This is a genomic window from Pseudothauera rhizosphaerae (genome assembly GCF_004801305.1).
In the GTDB taxonomy this organism is placed as follows: domain Bacteria; phylum Pseudomonadota; class Gammaproteobacteria; order Burkholderiales; family Rhodocyclaceae; genus Pseudothauera; species Pseudothauera rhizosphaerae.
The window spans coordinates 122,172-147,459 of sequence record NZ_SSOD01000012.1 but is presented as its reverse complement, the minus strand read 5'-3'; the positions used below and the strand labels follow the sequence as shown (position 1 = coordinate 147,459).

Annotated in this window: 18 protein-coding genes; 12 read left to right on the top strand and 6 right to left on the bottom strand. The window is 70.4% G+C overall.

Annotation, left to right across the window (positions count from 1 at the left end; all coding sequences use genetic code 11):
- Both E6O51_RS15120 and aspA read right to left on the bottom strand, forming a co-directional pair.
- Positions 1 to 662: asparaginase (locus tag E6O51_RS15120; RefSeq protein ID WP_136385832.1), on the bottom strand; the 662-nt coding region annotated here is incomplete at its 3' end.
- An 11-nt stretch (positions 663 to 673) separates the two neighbouring features.
- Positions 674 to 2,077 carry an aspartate ammonia-lyase gene (aspA, locus tag E6O51_RS15115; protein ID WP_136385831.1) on the bottom strand — a complete coding sequence of 468 codons (1,404 nt, stop codon included), beginning with the start codon at positions 2,075 to 2,077 and terminating at the stop codon, positions 674 to 676.
- Positions 2,078 to 2,249: 172 nt separating this feature from the next.
- Here aspA and E6O51_RS15110 point away from each other — a divergent pair, with 172 nt between their 5' ends.
- Positions 2,250 to 4,367: a sensor domain-containing diguanylate cyclase gene (locus tag E6O51_RS15110; RefSeq protein WP_168735291.1), complete on the top strand. Its 2,118-nt coding sequence runs from the start codon at positions 2,250 to 2,252 to the stop codon at positions 4,365 to 4,367.
- Here E6O51_RS15110 and E6O51_RS15105 read toward each other — a convergent pair.
- The 3 genes from E6O51_RS15105 to E6O51_RS15095 are packed head-to-tail and all read right to left on the bottom strand — an operon-like array spanning position 4,364 to position 9,202.
- Positions 4,364 to 6,178, bottom strand: coding sequence for an ABCB family ABC transporter ATP-binding protein/permease (locus E6O51_RS15105; RefSeq protein ID WP_136385829.1), 1,815 nt, complete (start codon positions 6,176 to 6,178; stop codon positions 4,364 to 4,366). The genes E6O51_RS15110 and E6O51_RS15105 overlap by 4 nt on opposite strands.
- A gap of 37 nt (positions 6,179 to 6,215) precedes the next feature.
- Complete coding sequence (locus E6O51_RS15100; RefSeq protein WP_136385828.1) at positions 6,216 to 7,136, bottom strand: HDOD domain-containing protein; 921 nt, start codon at positions 7,134 to 7,136, stop codon at positions 6,216 to 6,218.
- Entirely contained in the window at positions 7,133 to 9,202 is a 2,070-nt protein-coding gene (locus E6O51_RS15095) for a DUF1631 family protein (RefSeq protein ID WP_168735290.1), read from the bottom strand. The genes E6O51_RS15100 and E6O51_RS15095 overlap by 4 nt, the downstream gene beginning before the upstream one ends.
- Positions 9,203 to 9,626: 424 nt before the next feature.
- Between E6O51_RS15095 and E6O51_RS15090 the strand changes: the two genes are divergently transcribed.
- The 10 genes from E6O51_RS15090 to E6O51_RS15045 all read left to right on the top strand — a co-directional run bounded on the left by E6O51_RS15090 (position 9,627) and on the right by E6O51_RS15045 (position 23,138).
- Complete coding sequence (locus E6O51_RS15090) at positions 9,627 to 10,325, top strand: TetR/AcrR family transcriptional regulator (RefSeq protein ID WP_136385826.1); 699 nt, start codon at positions 9,627 to 9,629, stop codon at positions 10,323 to 10,325.
- A gap of 79 nt (positions 10,326 to 10,404) precedes the next feature.
- Positions 10,405 to 12,906: an acyl-CoA dehydrogenase gene (locus E6O51_RS15085; RefSeq protein ID WP_136385825.1), complete on the top strand. Its 2,502-nt coding sequence runs from the start codon at positions 10,405 to 10,407 to the stop codon at positions 12,904 to 12,906.
- Entirely contained in the window at positions 12,903 to 14,201 is a 1,299-nt protein-coding gene (locus E6O51_RS15080) for an acetyl-CoA C-acetyltransferase (RefSeq protein WP_136385824.1), read from the top strand. The genes E6O51_RS15085 and E6O51_RS15080 overlap by 4 nt, the downstream gene beginning before the upstream one ends.
- Positions 14,198 to 16,171: a 3-hydroxyacyl-CoA dehydrogenase NAD-binding domain-containing protein gene (locus E6O51_RS15075; RefSeq protein WP_136385823.1), complete on the top strand. Its 1,974-nt coding sequence runs from the start codon at positions 14,198 to 14,200 to the stop codon at positions 16,169 to 16,171. The genes E6O51_RS15080 and E6O51_RS15075 overlap by 4 nt, the downstream gene beginning before the upstream one ends.
- A gap of 19 nt (positions 16,172 to 16,190) precedes the next feature.
- Positions 16,191 to 16,607: an acyl-CoA thioesterase gene (locus E6O51_RS15070; protein WP_136385822.1), complete on the top strand. Its 417-nt coding sequence runs from the start codon at positions 16,191 to 16,193 to the stop codon at positions 16,605 to 16,607.
- Positions 16,608 to 16,678: 71 nt separating this feature from the next.
- A complete protein-coding gene (locus E6O51_RS15065; RefSeq protein WP_136385821.1) occupies positions 16,679 to 17,929 on the top strand; it encodes an OmpP1/FadL family transporter in 1,251 nt (416 codons plus the stop codon).
- 60 nt (positions 17,930 to 17,989) lie between these two features.
- Complete coding sequence (locus tag E6O51_RS15060) at positions 17,990 to 20,371, top strand: 3-hydroxyacyl-CoA dehydrogenase/enoyl-CoA hydratase family protein (RefSeq protein ID WP_136385820.1); 2,382 nt, start codon at positions 17,990 to 17,992, stop codon at positions 20,369 to 20,371.
- 141 nt (positions 20,372 to 20,512) lie between these two features.
- On the top strand, positions 20,513 to 21,712 hold the full coding sequence (locus E6O51_RS15055) for an acetyl-CoA C-acyltransferase (protein ID WP_136385819.1): 1,200 nt from the start codon (positions 20,513 to 20,515) through the stop codon (positions 21,710 to 21,712).
- A 10-nt stretch (positions 21,713 to 21,722) separates the two neighbouring features.
- On the top strand, positions 21,723 to 22,235 hold the full coding sequence (locus E6O51_RS15050) for a DUF4442 domain-containing protein (RefSeq protein WP_136385818.1): 513 nt from the start codon (positions 21,723 to 21,725) through the stop codon (positions 22,233 to 22,235).
- Between the two features lie 102 nt (positions 22,236 to 22,337).
- Entirely contained in the window at positions 22,338 to 23,138 is an 801-nt protein-coding gene (locus E6O51_RS15045; RefSeq protein WP_136385817.1) for an enoyl-CoA hydratase/isomerase family protein, read from the top strand.
- Here E6O51_RS15045 and E6O51_RS15040 read toward each other — a convergent pair whose 3' ends face one another.
- On the bottom strand, positions 23,139 to 23,912 hold the full coding sequence (locus E6O51_RS15040; protein ID WP_136385816.1) for a YdcF family protein: 774 nt from the start codon (positions 23,910 to 23,912) through the stop codon (positions 23,139 to 23,141). It abuts the gene before it with no gap.
- Between the two features lie 87 nt (positions 23,913 to 23,999).
- Between E6O51_RS15040 and E6O51_RS15035 the strand changes: the two genes are divergently transcribed.
- Complete coding sequence (locus tag E6O51_RS15035) at positions 24,000 to 25,286, top strand: O-acetylhomoserine aminocarboxypropyltransferase/cysteine synthase family protein (RefSeq protein WP_136385815.1); 1,287 nt, start codon at positions 24,000 to 24,002, stop codon at positions 25,284 to 25,286.
- The last annotated feature ends 2 nt before the right edge of the window (positions 25,287 to 25,288 follow it).

Sequence of the window (25,288 nt, the reverse complement as noted above, 5' to 3'; positions counted from 1 at the left end):
ACTTCCACCCAGGGCAGCGTGTCGAGGCTGTCGAGCGCGCCGCGGGGGAGCAGGGCGGCGGCGGAACGGGCCGGGGCGCGCAGGCGCTGGGGCGGCGAGGCGAGGCCCAGCGGCCCGGCGTGGCGGGCGGCGAAGGCGGCCGGGCGCACCGTGTGGCCCTTGGCGAAATCCTCGGCGGAGAAAACTTCGCCGGCAAAGGCGATCAGCACGCCGGGGCCGCGGAATTCGGTGCTGGCCGCCACGCCCACCGCTTCCCACAGATTCATCGGTCCGTCGGCGGAGAGCGCGGTGGCCGGGCGCATGGCGGCGGTCAGCACCACCGGCTTGTCACCGTGCAGGGCAAGGTGCAGGAAGAAGGCGGTTTCTTCCAGCGTGTCGGTGCCGTGGGTGATTACCACGCCGTCGATGGCGGGGTCGTCCAGCAGCGCCTGGACGCGGCGCGTGAGGGCCAGCCAGTGGGTCGGGCCCATGTCCTTGCTGTCGAGATTGAAGAGCTGTTCGGCGCGCAGTTCGGCCACGGTGCCGAGCTGGGGCACGGCATCCAGCAGGTCGGCAGCCGTTAGGCTGCCGGCGGTGTAGCCGGTGGTGTCGGTGGCCGAGGCGGCGGCGCCGGCGATGGTGCCGCCGGTGGCGACCAGCGCGATGAGGGGGCGTTGGGACATGGTGGATGGTTTCATTCGCGCCGCGGCGCGGTGAGGACTTCGGGGCGCAGCACGCGTTCGAGGGCTTCCTTGTCCATCAGGCCCTTCTCCAGCACCAGTTCGGCCACGCTGCGCCCGGTGCGTAGCGCCTCGCGGGCGGCCCAGGTGGAGTTTTCGTAGCCGATGTGGGGGTTCAGGGCGGTGGCCAGGCCCGCCGAGGTGCGCACCCGCTCGGCGAGCAGATCCCGGTTGGCGGTGATGCCGCGCACGCAGTTGTCGGTGAGGGTGCGGCAGCCGGCTTCCAGGTGCTCGATGCTCTTGAAGAGCGAGTGCCCGATGATGGGCTCGAAGGCGTTCAACTGCAGTTGCCCGCTTTCGGAGGCCATGGTGATGGTGACGTCGTTGCCGATGACTTCGAAGGCGATCTGGTTGACCACTTCCGGAATGATGGGATTGACCTTGCCCGGCATGATGCTGGAGCCGGCCGCGCGCTCGGGCAGGTTGATCTCGTTGAAGCCGGCCTGGGGGCCGGAGGAGAGCAGGCGCAGGTCGTTGCACACCTTGGAGAGCTTGCAGGCAATGCGCTTGAGCACGCCCGAGAGCTGCACGAAGGCGCCGGTGTCCTGGGTGGCCTCGATGAGGTTTTCCGCCGGCACCAGGCGCACGCCGGACAGTTCGGCGAGGAACTCGGTGGCCATTTTGGCGTAGCGGATGTCCGTGTTGATACCGGTGCCGATGGCCGTCGCTCCCAGGTTGATCTCCTGGATCAGGGCGATGGCCTCGCGCAGGCGGGCGATGTCCTCGCCCATCATCACTGCGTAGGTGGAGAACTCCTGCCCCAGCGTCATGGGCACCGCGTCCTGCAACTGGGTGCGGCCGATCTTGAGCACGTCGGCGAACTCTGCGGCCTTGGCGGCGAAGGCTTCGCGCAGCGCCTGCATGGCGTCGAGCAGGCCCTGGATGGCGAACACCACGGCGAGCTTGAGCGCGGTGGGGTACACGTCGTTGGTGCTCTGGCTCATGTTCACGTGGTTGATCGGGTGCAGCTCCTTGTAGTGGCCCTTGGGCCAGCCCAGCTTTTCCAGGGCGAGGTTGGCGACGACCTCGTTGGCGTTCATGTTGGTGGAGGTGCCGGCGCCGCCCTGGATCACATCCACGACGAACTGGTTGTGCAGGCGGCCCTCGGCGATGTCGATGCAGGCGTCCTCGATGGCGCGGTGGCGTCCGGCGTCGAGCTGGCCGAGCTTGTTGTTGGCGCGCGCGGCGGCCTGCTTGACCAGGGCCAGCGCCTTGACCAGTTCCGGGTAGCTGCCGATGGGCTTGCCGGTGATGGGGTAATTTTCCAGCGCGCGCAGCGTGTGGATGCCCCAGTAGGCGTCGGCGGGCACTTCGCGTTCGCCGAGCAGGTCGTGTTCCGGGCGGGTGGGTTGGGTCATGCTTCCGTCTCCTTGGCGCATGGCGGGCATGCTTGCCGACAGGGGCCGCGGGCGCGGCATTCCTGCAGGCAGTGTAGCGGATGGCGCAGTCGCCGGTGGAACCGCACAGCATGCGTCCAGGGGCATGCCTACAATGGCGTAACGCAACGCTTGCGGGGTGGAGATGCGCAATGTGACGCGCCAGTCTGCCGGGCTCACCGTGCTCCTGGTATTGGGGTTGACGGCAGCGGCGCTGGTGATCCTGGTCGGTTCCCTGGTGGGCGACAGCCTGCACGAACGCTGGCGTGCCGAGCGCATGGGCGAACTGGCGGGCATGCGCTCGCGCCTGGAAGGCAGCCTGAGCGGCGCGGCCAATCTCACCGCCGGGCTGATCGCCGAGGTCGCCGTGCGCGGCGGCATCAGCGAGGCGGACTTCGAACGCCACGCTCGCGAACTGATGGCCGAACGCACGCTGCTGCGCAACATCGCGCTGGCGCCCGACAACGTCGTCGCCTACGTCTATCCGCTGCAAAGCAACGAGGCCGTGCTGGGCCTGGACCTGCTCAATCATCCCACCCAGGGGGCGGCCACGCGCCTGATGCTGGCCAGCCGCCGGCCGGTGGTCGCCGGCCCGGTCGAACTCGCGCAGGGCGGCAATGCGCTGATCCACCGCGTGCCCATCTATCTCTCGCCGCCCGGTGCTCCGCCGCGCAGCGGGCCGTACTGGGGGATGATGAGCACGCCCATCGATTTCGACCGGCTGCTGCGGGAGATCGGCCTGAGCGATCCGCAATTCCCCTTTCGCATCGCGTTGCGCGGCGTGGACGGCCTGGGTGAGCGCGGCGCGGTGTTCTGGGGCGACGCCGCGCTGTTCGATGCCCCCGACGCCTTCCTGCTCGACGTGCGCGTGCTCGAAGGCAGTTGGCGCATGGCGGCGCTGCCGCGGGGCGCGCCGCCGGGGCACGCCGCGCTGATCTGGGGTTCGCGCGCGATCGCCCTGCTGCTCGCCCTGATGGCGGTGGCGCTGGTCGTGCCGCTGCAGCGGTTGCACCGCTGCCTGGCGGAATCCGAGCAACTGCACCGCGAAATGGCCGAGCAGTTGCAGGACGTGCTGTTCCGCACCGACGCGGGGCAGCGGGTGGCCTATCTGAGCCCGGCCTGGAGCCGGCTCTCCGGGCGCGCGCCGGACAGCGCCCTGGGCGTGCCGTGGAGCGATCTGCTGCACCCGGACGACCGCGCCCGCGCCTGGGTGCGCGGGCGGGAGTTCGTCGCTGCGGGCGGTGGTTCCTGGGACGAGGCCTTCCGCGTCATCGACGGCGACGGGCGGACACGCGACGTGAGGGTGCGCGCCACGTTGCACCGGGACGCCGGCGGCGACGTGAGCGGCATGGTCGGGGTGATGATGGACGTCACCGAACGCAAGCACCTGGAAGCCCGGCTGGAGGTCGCGGCGCGCATGTTCGAGCGCAGCGGCGAAGGCATCGTCGTGTTCGCGGCCGACGGCACGGTGCAGGCGGTGAACCCGGCCTTCAGCCGCATCACCGGCTACGGGGCGGCGGAGGTGGTCGGCTCTGCGCGCGACCCCTTCGCCGGCGAAGGGCTGCACGCGGAGGTGCTCGCCGGGCTGTGGCCGGTGCTGCGGGAGCGCGACTACTGGCAGGGGGAGCTGGAAGGCCTGCGCAAGGACGGCGGCTGCTACCCCATGGCCCTGTCGCTGACCGCGGTGCGCGACGAGGGCGGCGGCCTCAGCCAGTGCGTGGCGATCTTCTCCGACATCACCGAACGGCGCGCCCACGAAGAGCGCATCCAGCACCTGGCGCTGCACGACAGCCTGACCGGGCTGGCCAACCGCGTGCTGCTCGCCACCCGCTTCGAGCAGGGCGCGGCGCTGGCGCGGCGGGAAGGGCACGGCATGGCGCTGCTGTACTTCGACCTCGACGGCTTCAAGCCGCTCAACGACCTCCATGGCCACGAGGTGGGCGATCGCATGCTGCGCCACGTGGCCGAACGCTTGCTGCGGGAGGTGCGCCAGAGCGACACCGTGGCGCGCATGGGCGGCGACGAGTTCGCCATCCTGCTCGGCCGCACGGGCGCGCCGGACGATGCCGGGCGGGTGGCGGACAAGGTGCTGGACGCCCTGCGCGTGCCGCTGGAACCGGACGGCGAGCGACTGTGCATCGGCGCCAGCGTTGGCATCAGCCTGTATCCGCGGCACGGGGAGACGCTGGACGAGTTGATGCGCGTGGCCGACCGCAGCATGTACCAGGTGAAGGCGCGCGGCGCCGGCGGCTGGCAGGTGGCGTCGCCCTAAGCGCTGCCCTCGGCCCGTTCCGCCTCCTGCTGCTGCAGCGCCCACATACGCGCGTAGTGCTCGCCGTGGGCGAGCAGCGCGGCGTGGGTGCCGCGCTCCACGATGCGGCCCTGGTCGAGCACGATGATCTCGTCCGCGTTCATTACCGTGGACAGGCGGTGGGCGATGACCAGCGCGGTGCGCCCGGCGGCGGCGCGTTCCAGTTGCGCCTGGATGGCCTTTTCGGTCTTGGAGTCCAGGGCCGAGGTGGCTTCGTCGAAGATCAGGATCGCCGGGTCCTTGAGCAGCGCGCGGGCGATGGCCACGCGCTGCTTCTCGCCGCCGGAGAGCTTGAGCCCGCGCTCGCCCACGCGGGTGTCGAAGCCGGCCGGCAGGCGGGCGATGAAATCGCCGAGCTGGGCGGCCTCGGCGGCGGCCTCCACCTCCGCGCGGCCGGCCTCGGGGCGGCCATACAGGATGTTGTAGTACAGGGTGTCGTTGAACAGCACCGTGTCCTGCGGCACGATGCCGATGGCCGCGCGCAGGCTGGACTGGGTCAACTTGCGGATGTCCTCGCCATTCACGCGGATGGCGCCGCCCTGCACGTCGTAGAAGCGGTACAGCAGGCGCGCCAGCGTGGATTTGCCCGAGCCCGAATGGCCGACCACCGCCACCGTGGCCCCGGCCGGCACCTGGAAATCCACGTCGTGGAGGATGGGGCGGCGCGGATCGTAGGCGAAGCGCACCGCCTCGAAGCGCACCGAGGCGGGCCCCGGCGGCAACTCGCGGGCGTCGGGCGCGTCGGCCACGTCCTCGTTCACCGCGAGCAGGCCGAACATGCGTTCGATGTCGGTGAGCGCCTGGCGCAGTTCCCGGTACATCATGCCGAGGAAGTGGAGCGGGATGGAGAGCTGCAGCATGAAGGCGTTGACCAGCACGATGTCGCCTATGGTCATGCTGCCCGCGGCCACGCGGATCGCCGCCTGCCACATCATCACCGTCACGCCCACCGCGATGATGACCGCCTGGCCCAGGTTGAGCAGCGCCAGGGACTGCTGGTTCAGGGTCTGGGCGTGGATCCACTTCTGCAGTTGCTCGTCGTAGCGCGCGGCCTCGAAATCCTCGTTGTTGAAGTACTTGACCGTCTCGAAGTTGAGCAGGCTGTCGATGGCGCGCGCGTTGGCGGCGGAATCCAGCTCGTTGGCGCGCCGGCGCAGGGCGTTGCGCCAGTTGGTGACCTTGACCGTGAACACGATGTAGGCCCCCAGCGTGACGCCGGTGACGAGCGCGAAGATGCTGTCGTACTGCACCAGCAGGATGCCGATCACCAGGCCGATCTCCACCAGCGTGGGCAGGATGGAGTACAGGGTGTAGCCGATGAGGGTGTTGATGGAGCGCGTGCCGCGCTCGATGTCGCGCGTGAGGCCACCGGTCTGGCGCTCCAGGTGGAAGCGCAGGCTCAGTGCGTGCAGGTGGCGGAACACCTGCAGCGTGATCTGCCGCACCGCCTGCTGGGTGACGCGCACGAAGACGAATTCGCGCAGTTCGGTGAACAGCGCCGTGGAAAAGCGCAGCACGCCGTAGGCAAGCAGCAGCGCGGCCGGCACCACCACGTAGGCCTGCTCGGTGGTGAGGCCCAGGGTGTCGATCAGGTGCTTGAAGACGATGGGCACCGTGACGTTGGCACCCTTGGCCGCCACCAGACAGAGCAGGGCGAAAATCACCCGGCCCTTGTAGGCCCACAGGTAGGGAAAGAGGCTTTTCAGCGTGTGCCAGTCGCGGCGCTGGGCGGGCTCGTCGGCGGGCAGGGGGAGGGAGGCGGCGCGTCGCATGGCGGCGATTCTACTCCCGCCCCTGCGCGGCACGCCGTCAGCCGGCCGGCTTGGGCAGCGGCGGCAGGCCGGTCGTCTGCAGCCAATCACGCAGTTCGGTGAGCGCCTCGGCGGTCAGTTCGGCGACGTCCGCTTCGTCCAGTTCGAGCAGTGCAGCGCGCAGGTAGACGATGCCGCTGCCGCCCCCCTCCTCGGGCGGTGCCAGGGCTTCGGCCGCCAGTCCGGCGGCCAACTGCAGCACGCCGGCGAGCAGATAAGGGCGGGATTCCGGCGCGAAGCCGCCGCCTTCCGGGTCGCACTGCCAGTACACGATGTCGGCCAGCTCGGTGGGCACGCCCCAGTCGGCCAGCAGCACCGAGGAAAGTTCGTGGTGGTCGAAGCCGAAGGCCTGCTGTTCGAGCAATTCCAGCGGTGCGCCGTGGGCGGCCGCGCGTTCGAGCACCACGCTGTATTCCTCCGGCGCCGCGGTGGCGAAGGCCAGCCGGCCGACGCCGGCGAGCAGGCCCAGCACGAAGGCTTCGCCGGGGCGGAACTCGCGGTAGCGCCTGGCGAGGATGTCCATCAGCACCGCGGTGTACAGGGATTCGGTCCAGAAGCGGTTGTAATTGAAGCGCGGGCAGCGCAGCTTGTTGTTGTCGCGGATCATGGACATGGCCAGTGCATGGGCGCGCACCATCTGCATGCCGACGCGCACCACGGAGCGCTTGAGATCCAGCGTGCGTTCGATGCCGCCGAAGCGCGCGGCGTTGGCGGCGCGCACGACGAAGCCGGTGAGCGCGGGGTCGGTCTGGATGACCCGTACCGTCTCGTCGATGCTGGCGTTGGGATCGCGCGCCAGTTCGATCAGGCGTACCGCGGCGCCCTTGGGGCTGGGCAGGGATTCGGCGTCGAGGAGGAAGCGGCGGATCTGGCCGCGCGTCTCGTCCGGGTTGCGCAGCGGTCGGTTGGTCTGGTTCATTTTCCGTTCTCGTGGCTGTCGAGGGCATCGTCGACGATGCGGTCGAGCGAGTCGGTGCCGGCGGAGCAGGCTTCGCCGTCGTTGTAGCGGCGCACCAGTTCCTCGCGGGTCAGGGCGACCGCGCGCTGGCCCTGGCGGTTGGCGAACAGGTAGAGGGTGTGCGAGGGGCTGATCCAGGTCAGGCGCACGCGGCGCACGCTGCCGCCGGGTTCACGCAGTTCCACCCAGTCGCCGCGGCCCAGCATGTCCACCTCCAGCTCGCCGCCGAGATCGTCCTCGGGCTCGGCATCGCCGCGGTAGGCGATCTCCCTTGCCGGCCTGGATTCGTCGGCGGGCGGGGGCGCACTCATGCCGGATTTGACCGCGGCGGCATGGAGCCGCGTCAGTTCGGCCAGGAAGCGGTCGCGCGTGGCGGAATCGATGCCGGCGCGCTCCATGGCGGTGCGCAGCGCGGCGACCAGCGGCTTGAGCAGGCGCGCCAGGCGTTCGCGCTCGTCGGTGCCGTACTTGGGGCGCACGCTCCACGCCAGGTCCTGCAACACGGCCAGGGCCTCGCGCCATTCGGCGGAGGTGCTGCCGCCGTTGACGCGGGAGTGGACGAGCACCTGCACCCAGGTGGTGGTGGCGAACCGGTGCAGCGTCTCGGGCAGGATTTCGTCGCCGCACACTTCGGCCACGGCCTTTTCCGCCTCACGCCGCGACAGTTCGAAGCGTTCGCGTTGCAGGAGCTTCTCCGTGAGCGTGGCCGCGCGTTCGTCGGCGGCGCGCTCCTGTTCGTTGAGCCAGTTTTCGAAGGCATCGCGGCTGCGTGCGAACACCGCCGGATCGAGCGGCGATTCGGCTTCGATCTGCGCGATCAGGCGGATGGCGGTGCGGTGCAGCGCGCTGTCGGGGGTGATCTCGCCGTCCCAGGTGGCGCCCGCCAGCGCGAACAGGTTCAGCAGGCGCCGTGCCGCATGGCCGCGGTCGGCGAAGAAGTCGCGGTCCGCCAGCGCGAGGCGCAGGATGGGCAGTTGCAGCCGCGCGATCAGGAGCTTCATCGGCGCCGGGATGCTGGCGCTGCCCAACAGGTGGTCGAACAATGTGGCGACGACGTCGACGATGATGCGTTCCTCGTCCGCCAGGCTGTCGCCCAGTCCCTGGGCCAGCAGATCGCGCGCCAGGTTGGTGTGCGGTTCCTTCGTGCTGCGCAGGGCGAAGCTGCGCCCGCCCAGGGTCAGCGCCTGGGCGCCGGGGGCGAGGCTGGCGAGTGCGCCGGCGAGCGCCGGCCGGGGGTTGGCCGGGGCCGGTGCCTTGGTTTTCGCCCGGGGAGCGGGGGGCGGCGCTTCGGGTGCCGGTTGCGCCTTCCGCACCGCGGCCGCGGCTGGCGGAGGTTCGGCGGCGCCGGCCGGCGTGCGCAGCGGCGGCACGTTGAAGCGGGCGAGCTGGGCGCCCATTTCGGCGTACAGCGCAGGCAGGCCGTCCCGTACCGCGTCGGCCAGCATGCCTTTGATCAGCGTGCGGTTCTCCTCGGCGCCCGCCAGTTCGGCGCACAGTTCGAGGACGGCTTCACAGACGGCGACCGGGCCGAGGGGATCGGCGTCGTCGCTCAGGGTTTCGTGGCCGCACAGCCAGGCGACGCGCGGACGCAGGCCGGCCAGTTCGGCGGCGGCCGCTTCCTGCAGCGGGGCCGCCAGTTCGCGCGCCTCGGGGGCCACTGCGATCTGCGGTGCGGCGAAGAGCTTGAAGTCCGGCAGCAGACAGTCCTCCGCGCTCTGGGCGGCCGCGAGTGGGGCGCTTTCGGTGCGGCGGCGGAAGGCCGCTTCGTAGCTGCGCCGGAACTTGGTCGCCAGGCTGCGCCCCATCGCCCGCAACTGGTACTGGGCTTCCAGCAGGCTGAGGGATTCGGCCAGTTCGGCGGCGGTATGGCGGCGTTCCTGCAGTTCGGCATCGATGCGCCGAACCGCTTCCTCCAGCAGCGTGCCGATGCGCTGCAACTGGTACTCGCCGCAGGCGGCCAGCAGTTCGGCGTACGACGTGGGGCCGGGGGCGCTGTCTGACGGGAGAAGGGTATTCCGGTCGGTCACTGATGACTCCGCGAGCGGCAGGACCCCGTGAGGCTGCCGGCCGAAGATGCAAGCTTGTTCTGGAACCAGTGCCGTTCGGCTGGGCGGCGACCCGTCCACGCCGAGCCCTGCGGCCCGGCTTCGGACGGGCGTGCCGTGCCGGCCCACGCGCCGAACTCGACGCGGACGGCACCAACCGAACCGTACTGGGTTGAGCAGGCATATTGCCTGCGGCGGGTGTCCGCGTCCAGTGCCGGCGGCCCCCCGGCGCCTGCCCGGCGAGCCGCCGTGGCAGGCGATTGCGGCGCGGATTCTGTCCGCAACGGCCGCGTTCGCAAATGGGCTTGACGTAAGCGAATTTGAACGTACAATTCAAACAAACGTTTGAACGAATCTGCACCGTGCCGGACCGCAGGACGTTCAGCCAAGAACCCGGGGACAGCCAATGAGCACGCCGATCCGCCCACATCCGCCCGAAACGCGCAGCCGCATTCTCGATGCGGCCGAAGTGCTGTTCGTGGAGCACGGCTTCGAAGCCACCTCGATGCGCATGATCACCAGCCGCGCGGGCGTGAACCTGGCGGCGGTGAATTACCACTTCGGCAGCAAGGACGCGCTGATCCAGGAGATTTTCCGCCGCCGCCTCACCGAGCTGAACCGCCAGCGCCTGGCGGCGCTGGACAAGCTGGAGGCCGAGGCCGGCGGTGCGACGCTCAAGCCCAGCCACATCGTCGAGGCCTTCTTCGGCACCGCGCTCGCGCTGGCGGCCGACACCGAGCACGGCGGCCACACTTTCATGCGCCTGCTCGGTCGAACCTATACGGAACCCAACACCTTCGTGCGCCAGTTCCTCGCCGAGGAATACGCCGAGGTGCTGGAGCGCTTTCTCGGCGCCCTGTACCGCGCGCTGCCGGACGTACCGCGGGAGGAAATCCTGTGGCGCTTCCATTTCATGATGGGGGCCATGTCCTACGCCATCGCCGGCACCGACGCGCTGCAGCTCTTCGCCGGCAATTTCGACGACGCCGACCCCGCGCGCCTGATGCCGCGCCTGATGTCCTTCCTGCTCGGCGGCCTGCGCGCGCCGTTGCCGGATCATGCGGAGCTGGAGAAACAGCGCCGCGGCGGGCGCGAGGCGGCATGAGGACGTAGCAGTTTCCATTAACTGACCAGACGGCAGACCGCGGCGGCAAGACCGCGGGGCCGAGTAGAAGGAGACAGCAATGATCTGGTTGTTCATCGTTTCCCTCCCTCCCTTGGCAGGTGCGCTCGCCTACGGGCGAGCGCCATTTTTTGCCTGGGCAGGGGTTGGCCTCGCCTGGCTGGCGGGGCTGTGCTGGGCGGCGGCCCTGTCGCCCGTCGCCACGGTGGTGGTGCTCGGCCTGTGGGCGCTCTTCTCGGCGCTGTTCCTGATCCGCCCCCTGCGCCGCGCGCTGGTCACGGCGCCCGTCTTCCGCGCTTTCCGTGGTGCGCTCCCGGCCATGTCGCAGACCGAGAAGGACGCGCTGGAAGCCGGCACCGTGTGGTGGGAAGGCGAGCTGTTCGCCGGCCGGCCGGACTGGAAGAAACTGCTGGCCTATCCATGGCCCAGGCTCAGCGCCGAGGAGCAGGCCTTCCTGGACGAAGAGACCGCGGAACTGTGCCGCCTCACCGACGACTGGGCGAGCACGCAGCAGCAGGATCTGCCGCCGCAGGTCTGGCAGTACATCAAGGACAAGGGCTTCCTCGGCATGATCATTCCGAAGGAATACGGCGGCAAGGGCTTCTCCGCCTACGCCCACTCCCAGGTGATCACCAAGCTGTCCACGCGCTCGTCGGCTCCGGCCGTCACGGTCATGGTGCCCAATTCCCTGGGCCCGGCCGAACTGCTGCTGCACTACGGCACGCCGGAGCAGAAAGCCCACTACCTGCCGCGCCTCGCCCGTGGCGAGGAGATTCCCGCCTTCGCGCTGACCAGCCCGTGGGCCGGGTCGGACGCGGCCTCGATCCCCGATGCCGGCGTGGTGTGCAAGGGGCAGTGGCAGGGCAAGGAAGTGCTGGGCATGCGGGTGAGCTTCGACAAGCGCTACATCACCCTCGCGCCGGTGTGCACGGTGTTCGGCCTGGCCTTCCGCCTCTACGATCCGGACCGCCTGCTGGGCGAGACCGAGGACCTGGGCATCACCTGCGCGCTGGTGCCCCACGACCATCCGGGCGTGGACATCGGCCGCCGCCACCTGCCGCTCAACGCGGTGTGGATGAACGGCCCGATCCGCGGTCGCGACGTGTTCATGCCGCTGGAGTTCATCATCGGCGGACCGCAGATGGCCGGGCAGGGCTGGCGCATGCTGATGGAGTGCCTGGCCGCCGGGCGCAGCATTTCGCTGCCCGGCTCCAACACCGGCATGCAGAAGCTCACCGCCCGCGCGGTGGGGGCCTACGCCCGCGTGCGCTACCAGTTCAAGACCGCCATCGGCCGCTTCGAGGGCGTGGAGGAGGCGCTGACCCGCATCGGCGCCAACACCTATCTGTCGGACGCCGCGCGCATCATGACCGCGGGCGCCGTGGATCTGGGCGAGAAGCCTTCGGTGGTGTCGGCCATCGTCAAATACCACGTCACCGAGCGCGCCCGCCAGACCGTCAACGACGGCATGGACGTGATCGGCGGCAAGGGCATCTGCCTGGGGCCGCAGAACTTCCTCGGCCGCGCCTACCAGCAGATTCCGGTGGGCATCACCGTGGAAGGCGCCAACATCCTCACCCGCAGCCTGATCCTGTTCGGCCAGGGTGCGATCCGCTGTCATCCCTACGTGCTGGCGGAGATGCATGCGGCGCAGAACGGCGACCTCGCCGCCTTCGACGACGCGTTCTGGGGCCACATCGGCTACACCGTGTCCAACGCCGCGCGCGCGCTGGTGATGGGCCTGACGGGCTCCCACTTCGTCGCCGTGCCCGCCGATGTCGCGCCGGAAACGCGCCGCTACTACCAGCAGCTCACCCGCTTCTCGGCCGCCTTCGCCTTCCTCGCCGACCTCTCCATGGGCACCATGGGCGGCGCGCTCAAGCGCAAGGAAAAGCTCTCCGCGCGCCTGGGCGACATCCTGTCGCTGATGTATCTGGCCAGCGCCACGCTGCGCCGCTACGAGGCCGAAGGCCGCCAGGCCGCCGATGCGCCGCTGATGCACTGGGCGATCTGGGACTGCATGTTCCGCGCCCAGAACGCCTTCGAGGGCGTGATCGCCAACTTCCCCAACCGCCTGTTCGCCACCGTGCTGCGCCGCCTGGCGGTCTTTCCCCTCGGTCGGCCCTACGTGGTGCCGTCCGACCGCCTCGGGCACGAGGTGGCGCGCCTGCTGATAGCACCGTCCGCCACCCGCGACCGCCTGACCGCAGGCACCTATCTCCCCGCAGACCCGGAAGAACCGCTGGGTGCGCTGGAGGCGGCGCTGGCCGCCACCATCGCGGCCGAACCCGTCGAGGCCAAGCTGAAGCAGGCGCAGAAGGACGGCCGCTTCCGTCCCGGCGTCATCGTCGGCGGCGGACCGGATGTCGTCTGGACGAAGGCCCTGGAGGCCGGCGTGATCGACGCCGGGGAGTACGCCCTGATCGAGTGCCGCAACCGCCTGCGCGACAAGGTCATCCGCGTGGACGACTTCCCCTACGACTTCGGCCTGCGCGCCGCGCTGGCCGAACTGCCGGAGGACGCCGGCGAGAAGCCGCGCAAGCAGCAAAAGGTGGCCGCATGAGCGATTCGGTCTACATCGTCGATGGCGCGCGCACGCCCTTCCTGAAGGCGAAGAACGCGCCGGGGCCGTTCGCCGCCGCCGACCTCGCCACCGCCGCGGGCAGCGCCTTGCTGGCGCGCCAGCGCTTCGCCCCGGACCAGCTCGACGAGGTCATCCTGGGCTGCGCCAGCCCCTCGCCGGACGAGGTCAACATCGGCCGCGTGGTGGCGCTGCGCATGGGCTGCGGGCAGAAGGTGCCGGGGTGGACGGTGATGCGCAATTGCGCCAGCGGCATGCAGGCGCTGGATTCGGCCATCGCCAACATCCGCGCCGGGCGCTCGCAACTGGTGCTGGCGGGCGGCGTGGATGCCCTGTCCCGGGCGCCGCTGCTGTTCTCCGACGCCATGGTGCGCTGGCTTTCCGGCTGGTACGCGGCGAAGACCGCCGGGCACAAGCTCGCCGCCCTGCGCCGCTTCCGGCTGGGCCACCTGGCGCCGGTGATCGGCATCATGAAGGGACTCACCGACCCCATCGTCGGCCAGATGATGGGCCAGACCGCCGAGAACCTGGCCCACCGCTTCGGCATCTCCCGCGTGGAGATGGACGAGTACGCGCTGGCCAGCCACCGCCGCGTGGCCGCGGCCCAGGATGCCGGGCATTTCGACGCCGAGATCGTGCCCCTGATAGACCGGGACGGCACCGTTTACCGCCACGACGACGGCCTGCGCCGCGACGCCTCGCTGGAAGGGCTGGCCAAGCTCAAGCCCTTCTTCGACAAGCGCTACGGCCGCGTGACCGCCGGTAACAGTTCGCAGATCACCGACGGTGCGGCCTGGCTGGTGCTGGCTTCCGAAGAGGCGGTGGAGCGCCACGGCCTGGAACCCCTGGGGCGCATCGCCGACAGCCAGTGGGCCGGGCTGGACCCGGCGCAGATGGGCCTGGGGCCGGTGCATGCGGCCGTGCCCCTCCTGCAGCGCCACGGGCTGACGCCCAACGATGTGGACGCCTGGGAAATCAACGAAGCCTTTGCCGCCCAGGTCATCGCCTGCCAGCGTGCCTTTGCCGACGCCGACTGGTGCCGTGCCGAACTGGGACTGGCGGATGCCCCCGGCGCCATCGCCGGGGAGCGCCTGAACGCCGACGGCGGCGCGGTGGCCCAGGGCCATCCGGTGGGGGCGAGCGGCGCGCGCATCGTGCTCCACCTGCTGCAGCGCCTGCGCCGCACGGGCGGGCGGCGCGGCATCGCGGCGATCTGCATCGGCGGCGGCCTGGGTGGCGCGATGCTGGTGGAATCCATCGCGGGAGCGCGGGGATGAGCGTGACCTACAAGCACTGGTACATCGAACGGGACGCGGACGGCCTGGCCTGGCTGTGGTTCGACCGCGCGGAATCGGCCGCCAACACCCTGTCGGCGGAAGCCCTGGACGAACTGGCGCGCATCCTCGCCGCCTTCGAGGCCGCCCCGCCCGCCGGGCTGATCGTCGCCTCGGCCAAGTCCGCCGGCTTCATCGCCGGCGCCGACATCCACGAGTTCTCCGCCCTGGACAGCCCCGCCGCCGCCCGCGCCTTGATCGCCCGCGGCTGGAACACCTTCGAGCGCCTCGCCGCGGCGCGCTACCCGACGCTGGCCCTGGTGCGCGGCCACTGCCTGGGGGGCGGGCTGGAACTGGCGCTGGCCTGCCGCTACCGGGTGGTGGTGGACGAGCCCGCCACCCGCCTGGCCCTGCCCGAGGTCATGCTGGGCATCGTGCCCGGCTGGGGCGGCATGAAGCGCCTGCCGGCGCTCATCGGCCCGGCCCCGGCCCTGGACCTGATGCTGACCGGCAAGGGTGTGGACGCCCGGCGCGCGAAGCGCATCGGGCTGGCCGACGAATGCGTGCCGGAGCGGGTCATGGAGAACGCAGCGCGCATGCTGGTCCTCTCCGGCCGTCCGGCGCATCGCCTGCCGCTCCTGCTGCGCCTGCTCAACGGCCCCCTCAAGGCCGTGGTGGCCCGCCAGGCGCGCAAGCAGGTGGCCCGCCGTGCGCGCCCGCAGCACTACCCGGCGCCCTACGCCATCCTCGACATCTGGGCTCGCCACGGCGGCAACGCGCTGGCCGCCGAGCGGGAGATGGCCACCATCCTGGGTTCGCCCACGGCGCAGAACCTGGTGCGCGTGTTCTTCCTGCAGGAACGGCTGAAAGGCTTCGGCAAGGACGGCGGCTTCGCCCCGCGCCGCGTGCACGTGGTCGGCGCAGGCGTCATGGGCGGCGACATCGCCGCCTGGTGCGCCCTGCGCGGCATGACCGTGACCCTGCAGGACCAGTCCGTGGAGCGCATCGCGCCGGCCATCGCGCGGGCGACGAAACTTTACGACCGGAAACTGCGTGGCGACGCCCGGCAGGTGCGCTTCGCCCTCGACCGCCTGATCCCCGACCCCCAGGGCCACGGCGCGGCCCGCGCCGACGTGATCGTCGAGGCCATCTTCGAGAACCTGGAGGCCAAGCGCGAACTCTTCCAAACTCTGGAAGCGCGGGCGAAACCCGACGCCGTGCTCGCCACCAACACCTCCAGCCTGCGCCTGGAGGACATCGCCAACGCGCTGAAGAGCCCGTCCCGCCTGGTGGGCATCCACTTCTTCAACCCGGTGGCGATGATGCCCCTGGTGGAGGTGGTGGAAGGTGCCGAATCCGACGCCGGGGCGCTCTCCCGTGCGGCCGCCTTCGTGCGCGCCCTGGACAAGCTGCCGCTGCCGGTGAAGTCCGCCCCCGGCTTCCTGGTCAACGCGGTGCTCGGCCCCTACATGCTGGAAGCCCTGCGCTGCGTGGAGGAAGGCATCGCGCCGGAAACCGTGGACGAGGCGCTGGTCGCCTTCGGCATGCCCATGGGGCCGATCGAGCTGGTGGACACCGTGGGCCTGGACATCGCCGTGGCGGCCGGCAAGGCGCTGGCGGGCGAGGCGGCCGAGCCGCCGAAGAAACTGCTCGATCTGGTCGCCGCCGGCCATCTGGGCAGGAAGAGCGGGCAGGGCTATTACCGCTGGGTGGCTGGCCGCGCGCAGAAAGGCCGCGCCGGCACGCCGCCGGAGGGTCTGGCCGAACGCATCGTCACGCCGCTGCTGCAGGCCGCGCAGCGTTGCGTGCGGGACGGGGTAGTCCCCGATGCCGATCTGGCCGATGCCGGCGTTATATTCGGCACGGGCTTCGCGCCATTCACCGGCGGGCCGCTGCACTTCCTGCGCCAGGGCGGCTTCGCCCGGCCCGGCGGGGCGGCGGTGCCGGCCGCGGTGGAGGCGGCGAGCCACTGACCATTGCGGAGAACGCCCCATGCCCGAAAGCCACGAAAACCCGGAAACCCCCGCCCAACTGCCCGAAGGCAAGCAGCCCGCGCTGCGGGTGATGCCCATGCCGGCCGATCTCAACCCCGCCGGCGACGTGTTCGGCGGCTGGATCATGGCCATGGTGGACATCGCCGGCGCCATCCCCGCCCGCCGCCGGGCCAAGTGCCGGGTGGCGACCATCGCGGTGAATTCCTTCCTGTTCAAGCAGCCGGTGTCGGTGGGCGATCTGGTGAGCTTCTATGCTGAGGTTGTATCGGTGGGGCACACCTCGGTCACCGTGGACGTGGAGGTGTTCGCCGAGCGTGACCCGGAGAACCCGGTGGTGGTCCGGGTTACCGAGGCCAAGCTGACCTATGTGGCTGTGGACGACAAGGGCAGGAAGAGGCCGCTGCCGCCCGAATGAGGCGGGTGTCCACAAGAAATGCTGTGCGCCGGGGCGGGCGCTTCCGCCCAACATAAAAAGGAGGAGACGATATGAAACTGAGGAAGCTGGCGGTATGGGTACCGCTCGTGGTCGGTGGGGCGTTTGCGTCGGGGCAGGCGATGGCTGCCGGCTTCGCGCTGCAGAACCAGAACGGGGCCGGCACCGGCAATGCGTTCGCCGGCGCGGCCGCCGCCGCCGAGGACGCCTCGACGGTATTCTTCAACCCCGCGGGCATGCTGCTGCTGCCCCAGGGGCACAACCTCACCGTGGGCCTGACCGTGATCGACCGCCAAGTGGATTTCAGCGACCGCGGCACCGCCGCGGTGCCGACCTTCGCGCTGGGCAGGGACGGCGGCGACGGGGGCGGCGCGGCGGTGGTCCCGGTGGGTTACTGGAGCTATTCGATCAGCCCCACGCTGGCGGTCGGCATCGGCGTCGGCCCGACCTTCGGCAACAAGACCGAGTTCGACAAGGATTTCGTCGGCCGTTTCTCGGGTTATTTCGCCGAGATCAAGCAGATCAACGTCAATCCGTCGATCGCCTACCGGGTCAATGAGACGGTGTCGCTGGGCTTCGGCATCAACGTCGCCAAGAACGAGACGGAGTTCCGCCAGATGGCCATCCTCGGCGCCGGAACGGAGCGCGAAGCGCATCTGAAGGGCGACGACGTGGGCATCGGCTGGAACGCGGGCGCGCTGTTCCAGATCGATCCGGCCACCCGCATCGGCCTGACCTACCGTTCCAAGATCAAGTTCGACCTGGAAGGCAAGCAGACCATCCCCGGGGTGCTCAACGCCAAGATCGAGGCCGAACTGGAGACCCCCGACACCGCTTCGCTGGCGCTGCACCGCCAGGTGAACGAGCGCTGGGAACTGCTGGCGGACCTGACCTGGACCGGCTGGAGTTCGATCGAGGAGATCCGCGTGGAGGGCGGCACGGCCCCGGTGCTCGACTACAATTTCAAGGACACCTGGCGCGTCGGCCTGGGCGCCGGATACCGCGTGAACGACAAGTGGAAGCTGCGTTTCGGCGTGGCCTGGGACGAAGCGCCGGTGCGCAGTGCCGCCGACCGCACCATGACCCTGCCGGATTCGGACCGCACCTGGCTGGCGGTGGGCGCGCGCTACACCCTGAACCGGAATGCCTCGGTGGATCTGGGCTACGCGCACATCTTCTTCAAGGATGCGCCGACCGAGCGCGTGGCGGCGATTCCTACTGCCCTGGGCGGCACCCAGACCATCCACGGCAAGTTCGAGGTCAGCGCCGATCTGTTCTCGGTGCAGTACAACCACAACTTCTGAACCCCGCTGGAAGGGCATGGCGCCCGGCCGGGCGCCATGCCGCAGCAACAGGAGAGCAGCGTGAGCAACTTCATCATCCGCAAGGTCGCCGTGCTCGGCGCCGGCGTCATGGGCGCGCAGATCGCCGCCCATTGCGCCAGCGCCGACGTGCCGGTGGTGCTTTTCGATCTTCCCGCGCCGGACGGCAAGCCGAATGCGGTCGTCGACAAGGCGCTCGCCGGGCTGAAGAAGCTGGACCCGGCGCCGCTGGCCACCAAGGATCGCCTGGCCTTCATCGACGCCGCCAACTACGGCAGCGACCTGGAGCAACTGCGCGAGTGCGACCTGATCATCGAGGCCATCGCCGAGAAGATGGAATGGAAGCTGGACCTCTACGCCAAGGTCGCGCCTCATGTGCGGCCGGACGCGGTCTTCGCCTCCAACACCTCCGGCCTGGCTATCGGCCGCCTCGCCGAGGGCATGCCGGCCAGCCTGCGCGGGCGCTTCTGCGGCATCCACTTCTTCAACCCGCCGCGCTACATGCACCTGGTGGAGCTGATCGCCACCCGCGACACGGAACCCGCGATGCTGGACGGGCTGGAAAGCTGGCTCACCACCCGGCTGGGCAAGGGCATCGTGCGCGCCAGGGACACGCCCAACTTCGTCGCCAACCGGGTCGGCGTGTTCTCCATCCTCGCGGTCATGCACCACACCGCCCGCCTGGGCCTGGGCTTCGACGAGGTGGACGCGCTCACCGGCCCGCGCATCGGCCGCCCCAAGAGCGCCACCTACCGCACCGCCGACGTGGTCGGCCTGGACACCCTGGCCCACGTGGTCGGCACCATGCAGGCCACGCTGGCGGACGATCCCTGGCACGCCCACTTCCGCACCCCCGAGTGGCTCGCGGCGCTGATCGCCAAGGGCGCGCTGGGGCAGAAGACGCGGGCCGGCATCTATCGCAAGGAGGGCAAATCCATCCTGGTGCTGGACCTCGCCCGCCAGGACTACCGCCCCAGCGGCGGCGAGGTGGCACCCGAAGTCGACGAGATTCTTCAACTCCGCGACCCCAGGGAGAAGTTCGCCCGACTGGCCGCCTGCCCCCATCCCCAGGCCCAGTTCCTGTGGTCCATCTTCCGCGACGTGTTCCACTACTGCGCGGTGCATCTGGCCGGCATCGCCGACAATGCCCGCGACCTGGATCTCGCCATGCGCTGGGGCTTCGGCTGGGCGCAGGGGCCCTTCGAGACCTGGCAGGCCGCCGGCTGGCGCGAGGTGGCGGAGAAGGTGCGCGAGGACATCGAGCACGGCCGCGCGCTGGCCGCCGCGCCGCTGCCGGCCTGGGTGTTCGAGCGCAGCGGCGTGCATGAGCCGGCCGGCTCGTACAGTGCGGCCGAAAACGCCCTGAAGCCGCGCTCCCCGCTGCCGGTGTACGGCCGCCAGCTCTACCCCGAGCAGGTGCTGGGCGAAGCGCCGTCGGCGCGCGGCGAAACCCTGTGGGAGAACGAAGGCGTCCGGCTGTGGACCCGCCCCGACCAGGACGCCCGCATCGGCATCCTGTCCTTCAAATCCAAGATGCACACCATCGGCGACGAGGTGCTGGACGGCCTGCTCGAAGCGGTGGCGCGCGCGGAGCGCGATCTGGACGGCGTGGTGCTGTGGCACGAGGCGCCCTTTGCCGTGGGCGCCAACCTGCAGCAGGTGGCCGCGGCCTGCGCGGCGGGGCAGTTCGAGCGGCTGGAGAAGACGGTGGCCAAGTTCCAGCAGGCCTCCATGACCCTCAAGCACGCCCAGGTGCCGGTGGTGGCCGCGGTGCAGGGCATGGCCCTGGGCGGCGGCTGCGAGTTCGCCATGCATGCGGCGCACCGGGTGCTGGCGCTGGAAAGCTACGTCGGCCTGGTGGAAGCGGGCGTGGGCCTGATCCCGGCCGGCGGCGGCAGCAAGGAATTCGCCCTCCAGGCCCACCGCCTGGCCCAGCGTGCCGCGGGCGGCGACGTGTTCCCCTACGTGCAGACCGCCTTCCAGACCATTGCCATGGCCACCGTCGCCAAGAGTGCGCCGGAAGCGGTGCAGCTCGGCTTCGCGCAGGCTTCGGACGACTTGCTGTTCAACGCCCACGAACTGCTCTACGTGGCCATCCGCCGCGCCCGCGCGCTGGCCGAGGCCGGCTGGCGCCCGCCGCTGGTGGAGCGCCAGGTGATGGTGGCCGGGCGCAACGGCATCGCCACCTGCGAGCTGATGCTGGTGAACATGCGGGAAGGCGGCTTCATTTCGGCCCACGACTACCGCGTCGCCAAGGCCGCGGCCACGGCCCTGTGCGGCGGCGAGGTGGACACCAACGCGCGGGTGAGCGAGCAGTGGATCCTGGACGTGGAGCGCGCCCAGTTCGTGGACCTGCTGAAGACCGCCGAGACCCGGCAACGCATCGTCCACATGCTGGAAACCGGCAAGCCGCTGCGTAATTGAGTCCCTCCCCCTTCAAGGGGGAGGTTAGGAGGGGGATGGGTTTCGGTCAGCACGGCGATAAACCCATCCCCACCCCAGCCCTCCCCTTGCAGGGGAGGGAGCAGGCCACGCCAAGTCCGACCGAACAAGGAGCACCCGAAAATGAGCAAGCAAATCCAGGACGCCTACATCGTCGCCGCCGTGCGCACGCCGGTCGCCCGGCGCAACGGGCTGTTCCGCCACGTGCGCCCGGACGACATGCTGGCCCACGTGCTGCGCGCGGTCGTGGACCAGGTGCCGGGGCTGGACGCCGGCGGGATCGGCGACGTGATCGTCGGCTGCGCCATGCCGGAAGCCGAGCAGGGCATGAACGTGGCGCGCATCGGCCTCTTGCTGGCCGGCCTGCCGGACCGGGTGCCGGGCGTCACCATCAACCGCTTCTGCGCCTCCGGCCTGCAGGCGGTGGCGGACTCAGCCAGCCGCATCCGCCTGGGCGAGGCGGATGTGATGATCGCTGCCGGCACCGAGTCCATGAGCGCCATGCCGCAGATCATGGGCAACAAGGTCAGCCTCAACCCGGCCATCTTCGCGCAGAAGGAGAACATCGGCATCGCCTACGGCATGGGCCTGACCGCCGAGAAGGTGGCGGCGAAATACGGCGTCAGCCGCGAGGACCAGGACGCCTTCGCGCTCCAGTCCCACCAGCGCGCCAATGCCGCCATCGAAGCCGGGCATTTCCGCGCCGAGATCGCGCCCTACGCCGTGCGCACCCACCTGCCCGGCGAGGGCGGCACCGTGCGTGTGGCCGAACGTCTGGTGGACACCGACGAAGGCCCGCGCGCCGATGCCAGCGCCGAGGGCCTGGCGAAGCTCAAGCCCGTGTTCGCCGCGCGCGGCTCGGTGACCGCCGGCAACAGCTCGCAGATGTCCGACGGCGCCGGCGCGGTGCTGCTGATGAGCGAGGCCGCATTGAAACGCTACGGCGTGCGGCCGGTGGCGCGCTTCGCCTCCTTCGCGGTGGCCGGCGTGCCGCCGGAGATCATGGGCATCGGCCCGGTGGAGGCCATCCCGCGGGCACTTGCCGCAGCCGGCGTCACGCTCGCCGACGTGGGCTGGACCGAACTCAACGAAGCCTTCGCCGCCCAGGCCCTGGCGGTGATGCGCCAGCTCGGCATGGACCCGGCGCGGGTCAACCCCCTTGGCGGGGCCATCGCCCTGGGCCACCCGCTGGGCGCCACCGGGGCGATCCGTACCGCCACCCTGGTCTCCGCCATGCAGCGCGACCCCGGCCTGCGCTTCGGCATGATCAGCATGTGCATCGGCACCGGCATGGGCGCGGCCGGCGTGTTCGAGCGCGTCTGAGCGGGCCGCGATGCGCCCCAGGCTGCTGGACCGGGTGCCGCCGCGCCTGCGGCCGGCCGTGCTGCGCCTGGGCTTCAATTTCTACCCCTCCTACCGCGCCACCGGCGGGCGGGTCATCCACGTCTCGGCCGACCTGCGCACCATCCGCGTCGTGCTGCGCCACTCGTGGCGCACCGTGAACCCGGCCGGCGCCCTGTTCGGTGGCGCCTTGTACGCCGCCGCCGACCCCATGTTCGCCATGCTGCTCGCCTTGCAATTGGGCGACGGGGTGGTGGTGTGGGACAAGGCCGGCCGCATCCGCTACCGCCGGCCGGGCCGTTCCCACCTGTACGCCGATTTCCACGTGGACGCGGCCACCGTGGAAGCGGTGCGCCGCGAACTGGCCGAGCGCGGCGAGGCCGAGCGCAGCTTCCATGTGGCGCTGCGTGACCGCCACGGGCAGGTGCACGTGGAACTGGAGAAGACCGTGTACTGCGCCACCAAGGCGCACTACCGGACCAAGCTCGCCCGCGCGGCGGACTGAGCGGGCCGCCTTGCGCGGGTGCCGGGCGGGGTTTATGTTGCAGGCTCCCCGCGGCGAGTGCTTCCCAGACGCGCCGCTGCGCCCAGACCGCTGGAGGAGCCCATGACCGACACCGTACTGCTCGACGTCGCCGACGAAGTCGCCACGCTCACCCTCAACCGCCCCGCGGCGCTCAATGCCCTGTCGGTGGAGATGATGCAGGATCTCTCCGCCGCGGTGCGCGAGCTGTCCGCCACGCCTCGCGTCGGCGCGGTGGTCGTCACCGGCGCAGGGGATCATTTCATGGCCGGCGGCGACCTCAAGGACTTCGCGCGCAATCTGCATCTGGCGCCGGAGGCGCGGCTCGCCACCTTCCGCGCCATGATCGCCCAGTACATCAACCCCACCGTGGAAATGCTGCAGGCGCTGCCGCAGCCGGTGGTGGCCAAGGTGCGCGGCGCCTGCGCGGGTTTCGGCCTGTCGCTGATGCTGGGCTGCGACCTGGCCGTGTGCGCGGACAGCGCGGTGTTCACCACCGCCTATTCGGCCATCGCCCTGTCCGGCGACGGCGGTGCCTCCTACTTCCTGCCGCGTCTGGTGGGGCGGCGCAAGGCGGCCGAGCTGCTGCTGCTCGCCGACCGTTTCGACGCCCGGGAGGCGCAGCGTCTGGCCCTGGTCAGCAGGGTCGTGCCCGCCGCCGAACTGGACGCCGAGACCACCCGCCTGGTGGATCGCCTGCTGCGCGGCCCGCGCCATGCCCATGCGGAGATCAAGCGCCTGCTCGCCGCCTCCCACGACAACCAGCTCGAAGCCCAGTTGCAGAGCGAGGCCGAGGCCTTCGCCCGCTGTGCGGCGACCGGCGATTTCGGCGAAGGGGTCACCGCCTTCCTGGAAAAGCGCAAGCCGGCTTTCGGCGGTGCCTGATCAGCGGCTGAAGCGGTAGGCGAGCCGCCCCACCCATTCGTGCACCGCATACCAGCCCGCGTAGGCGGAACTGGCACCGGGCAGGAAATCGAATACCAGCTCGTTCGCACCCCGTCCGCCCAGCCAGGCGGTGGGCGCCGGGATCACCTCCAGTCCGGCGGCCTCGAACTCCGCCCGGCTGCGCGGCATGTGCGCCGCGTGGGTGACCAGCGCGATGCGGCGCACGCCGGCCGCCTGCAGGTGCACCGCCGAGTAGCGCGCGTTGTCCCGCGTGTCCAGGGAGGCGCGCTCCACCCAGCGCACCGGCACGCCGAACTCCCGTTCCAGCACGTCCCGCATCAGGTTCGCCTCGGGCGTCGTGCCCGTGGGCGCTCCGCCCGACACCAGCACCGGCAGGCCGCTGCGCCGCGCCAGCACGGCGGCGTAGCGCAGGCGTTCCAGGGCGAGGCGGTTGAGGGTCTCGCCGCCGTATTCGGGGGCGTGGATGCGCTTGCCGGCGCCGACGACGACGATGGCCTCGGCGCGGGCGAGCTGCTCGTCCGTCACCGGCGGCGTGTCCTCCAGCGGCCGCAGCAGCAGGCCCACGCTGGCCGGGGTGACCAGCAGCAGGTTCAGCACCAGCCCACCCCAGGCCAGGGCCTTGCCCAGGCGCGGGCGGCGGCGCAGCAGGGCGAGACCGAGTGCGATCACCAGCAGGGGGCCGAGGGGCGGCACGATGGCCGCGGCGACGATCTTCTTGCACCAGAACAGCACGAGGGAAAGGTCGAAACTCATCTGCATTGTCCTTGGCGGAGGGCGCCAGTATTATCCGTGCAATTCATTTTCGCGGGCCGTGCACGCGCGTCCCGCCGGACACCTTCCATGCCCGACCACCGTTTCGGTTTCGAATCCCTCTGCCTGCACGCCGGCCAGCAGCCCGACCCGGTGACCGGCTCCCGCGCGGTGCCCATCCACCAGACCACCTCTTTCGTCTTCGATTCGCCCGAGCACGCCGCGTCGCTCTTCAACCTGCAGACCTTCGGCAACGTCTACACGCGCATCTCCAACCCCACCGTGGCGGTGTTCGAGGAACGCATGGCGGCGCTGGAAGGCGGGCGCGCGGCGCTCGCCACCTCGTCCGGGCTGGCCGCGCAGATGACCGCCTTCCTCACCCTGTGCCAGTCCGGCGACGAGATCGTCGCCGCGCGCACGCTGTACGGCGGCAGCTATTCCCAGCTCGACGTCAGCCTGCGCCGGCTGGGCATCGTCACGCGCTTCGTGGACCCCTCCGATCCGGCCAACTTCCGTGCCGCCATCAACGAGCGCACCAAGGCGGTGTACGGCGAGACCATCGGCAACCCCAGCCTCAACGTGTTCGACATCGCCGGCGTGGCCGAGGTGTGCCGCGAGGCCGGCGTGCCGCTGGTGATCGACAACACGCTGGCTTCCCCCTACCTGTGCCGGCCCATGGAGCACGGCGCGGACATCGTCGTGCATTCGGCCACCAAGTTCATCGGCGGCCACGGCACCACGCTGGGCGGGGTGATGATCGAATCGGGCCGTTTCCCGTGGGACAACGGGCGCTTCCCGCACATGACCGAGCCGTCCGACGGCTACCACGGCGTGCGCTTCTACGAGACCTTCGGCAACTTCGGCTTCAGCATGAAGGCGCGCATGGAGACCCTGCGCACCTTCGGCCAGACCCTGTCGCCGTTTTCCGCCTTCATGCTGCTGCAGGGCCTGGAAACCCTGCACGTGCGCATGGACCGCCACGTCTCCAACTCGCTGGCGGTGGCCGAATTCCTCGCCGAGCACCCCGGCGTGGCCTGGGTGAACTACCCCGGCCTCGCCGACAGCCCGGACCACCTGCTGGCGCGCCGCTACCTGCCCAAGGGCGCGGGCGCGGTGCTGTCCTTCGGCATCCGCGGCGGCCAGGCGGCGGGCGAACGCTTCATCGCCGCACTGCAGATGTTCAGCCATCTGGCCAACATCGGCGATGCGCGCAGCCTGGTGATCCACCCGGCCTCCACCACGCACCGCCAGTTGTCGGAGGAAGAGCAGCACGCCGCGGGCGTACCGCCGGACATGGTGCGCCTGTCCATCGGCATCGAGAGCCTGGAAGACATCTTCTGGGATCTCGACCAGGCGCTGCTCAAGGCGGCGGGGTGACC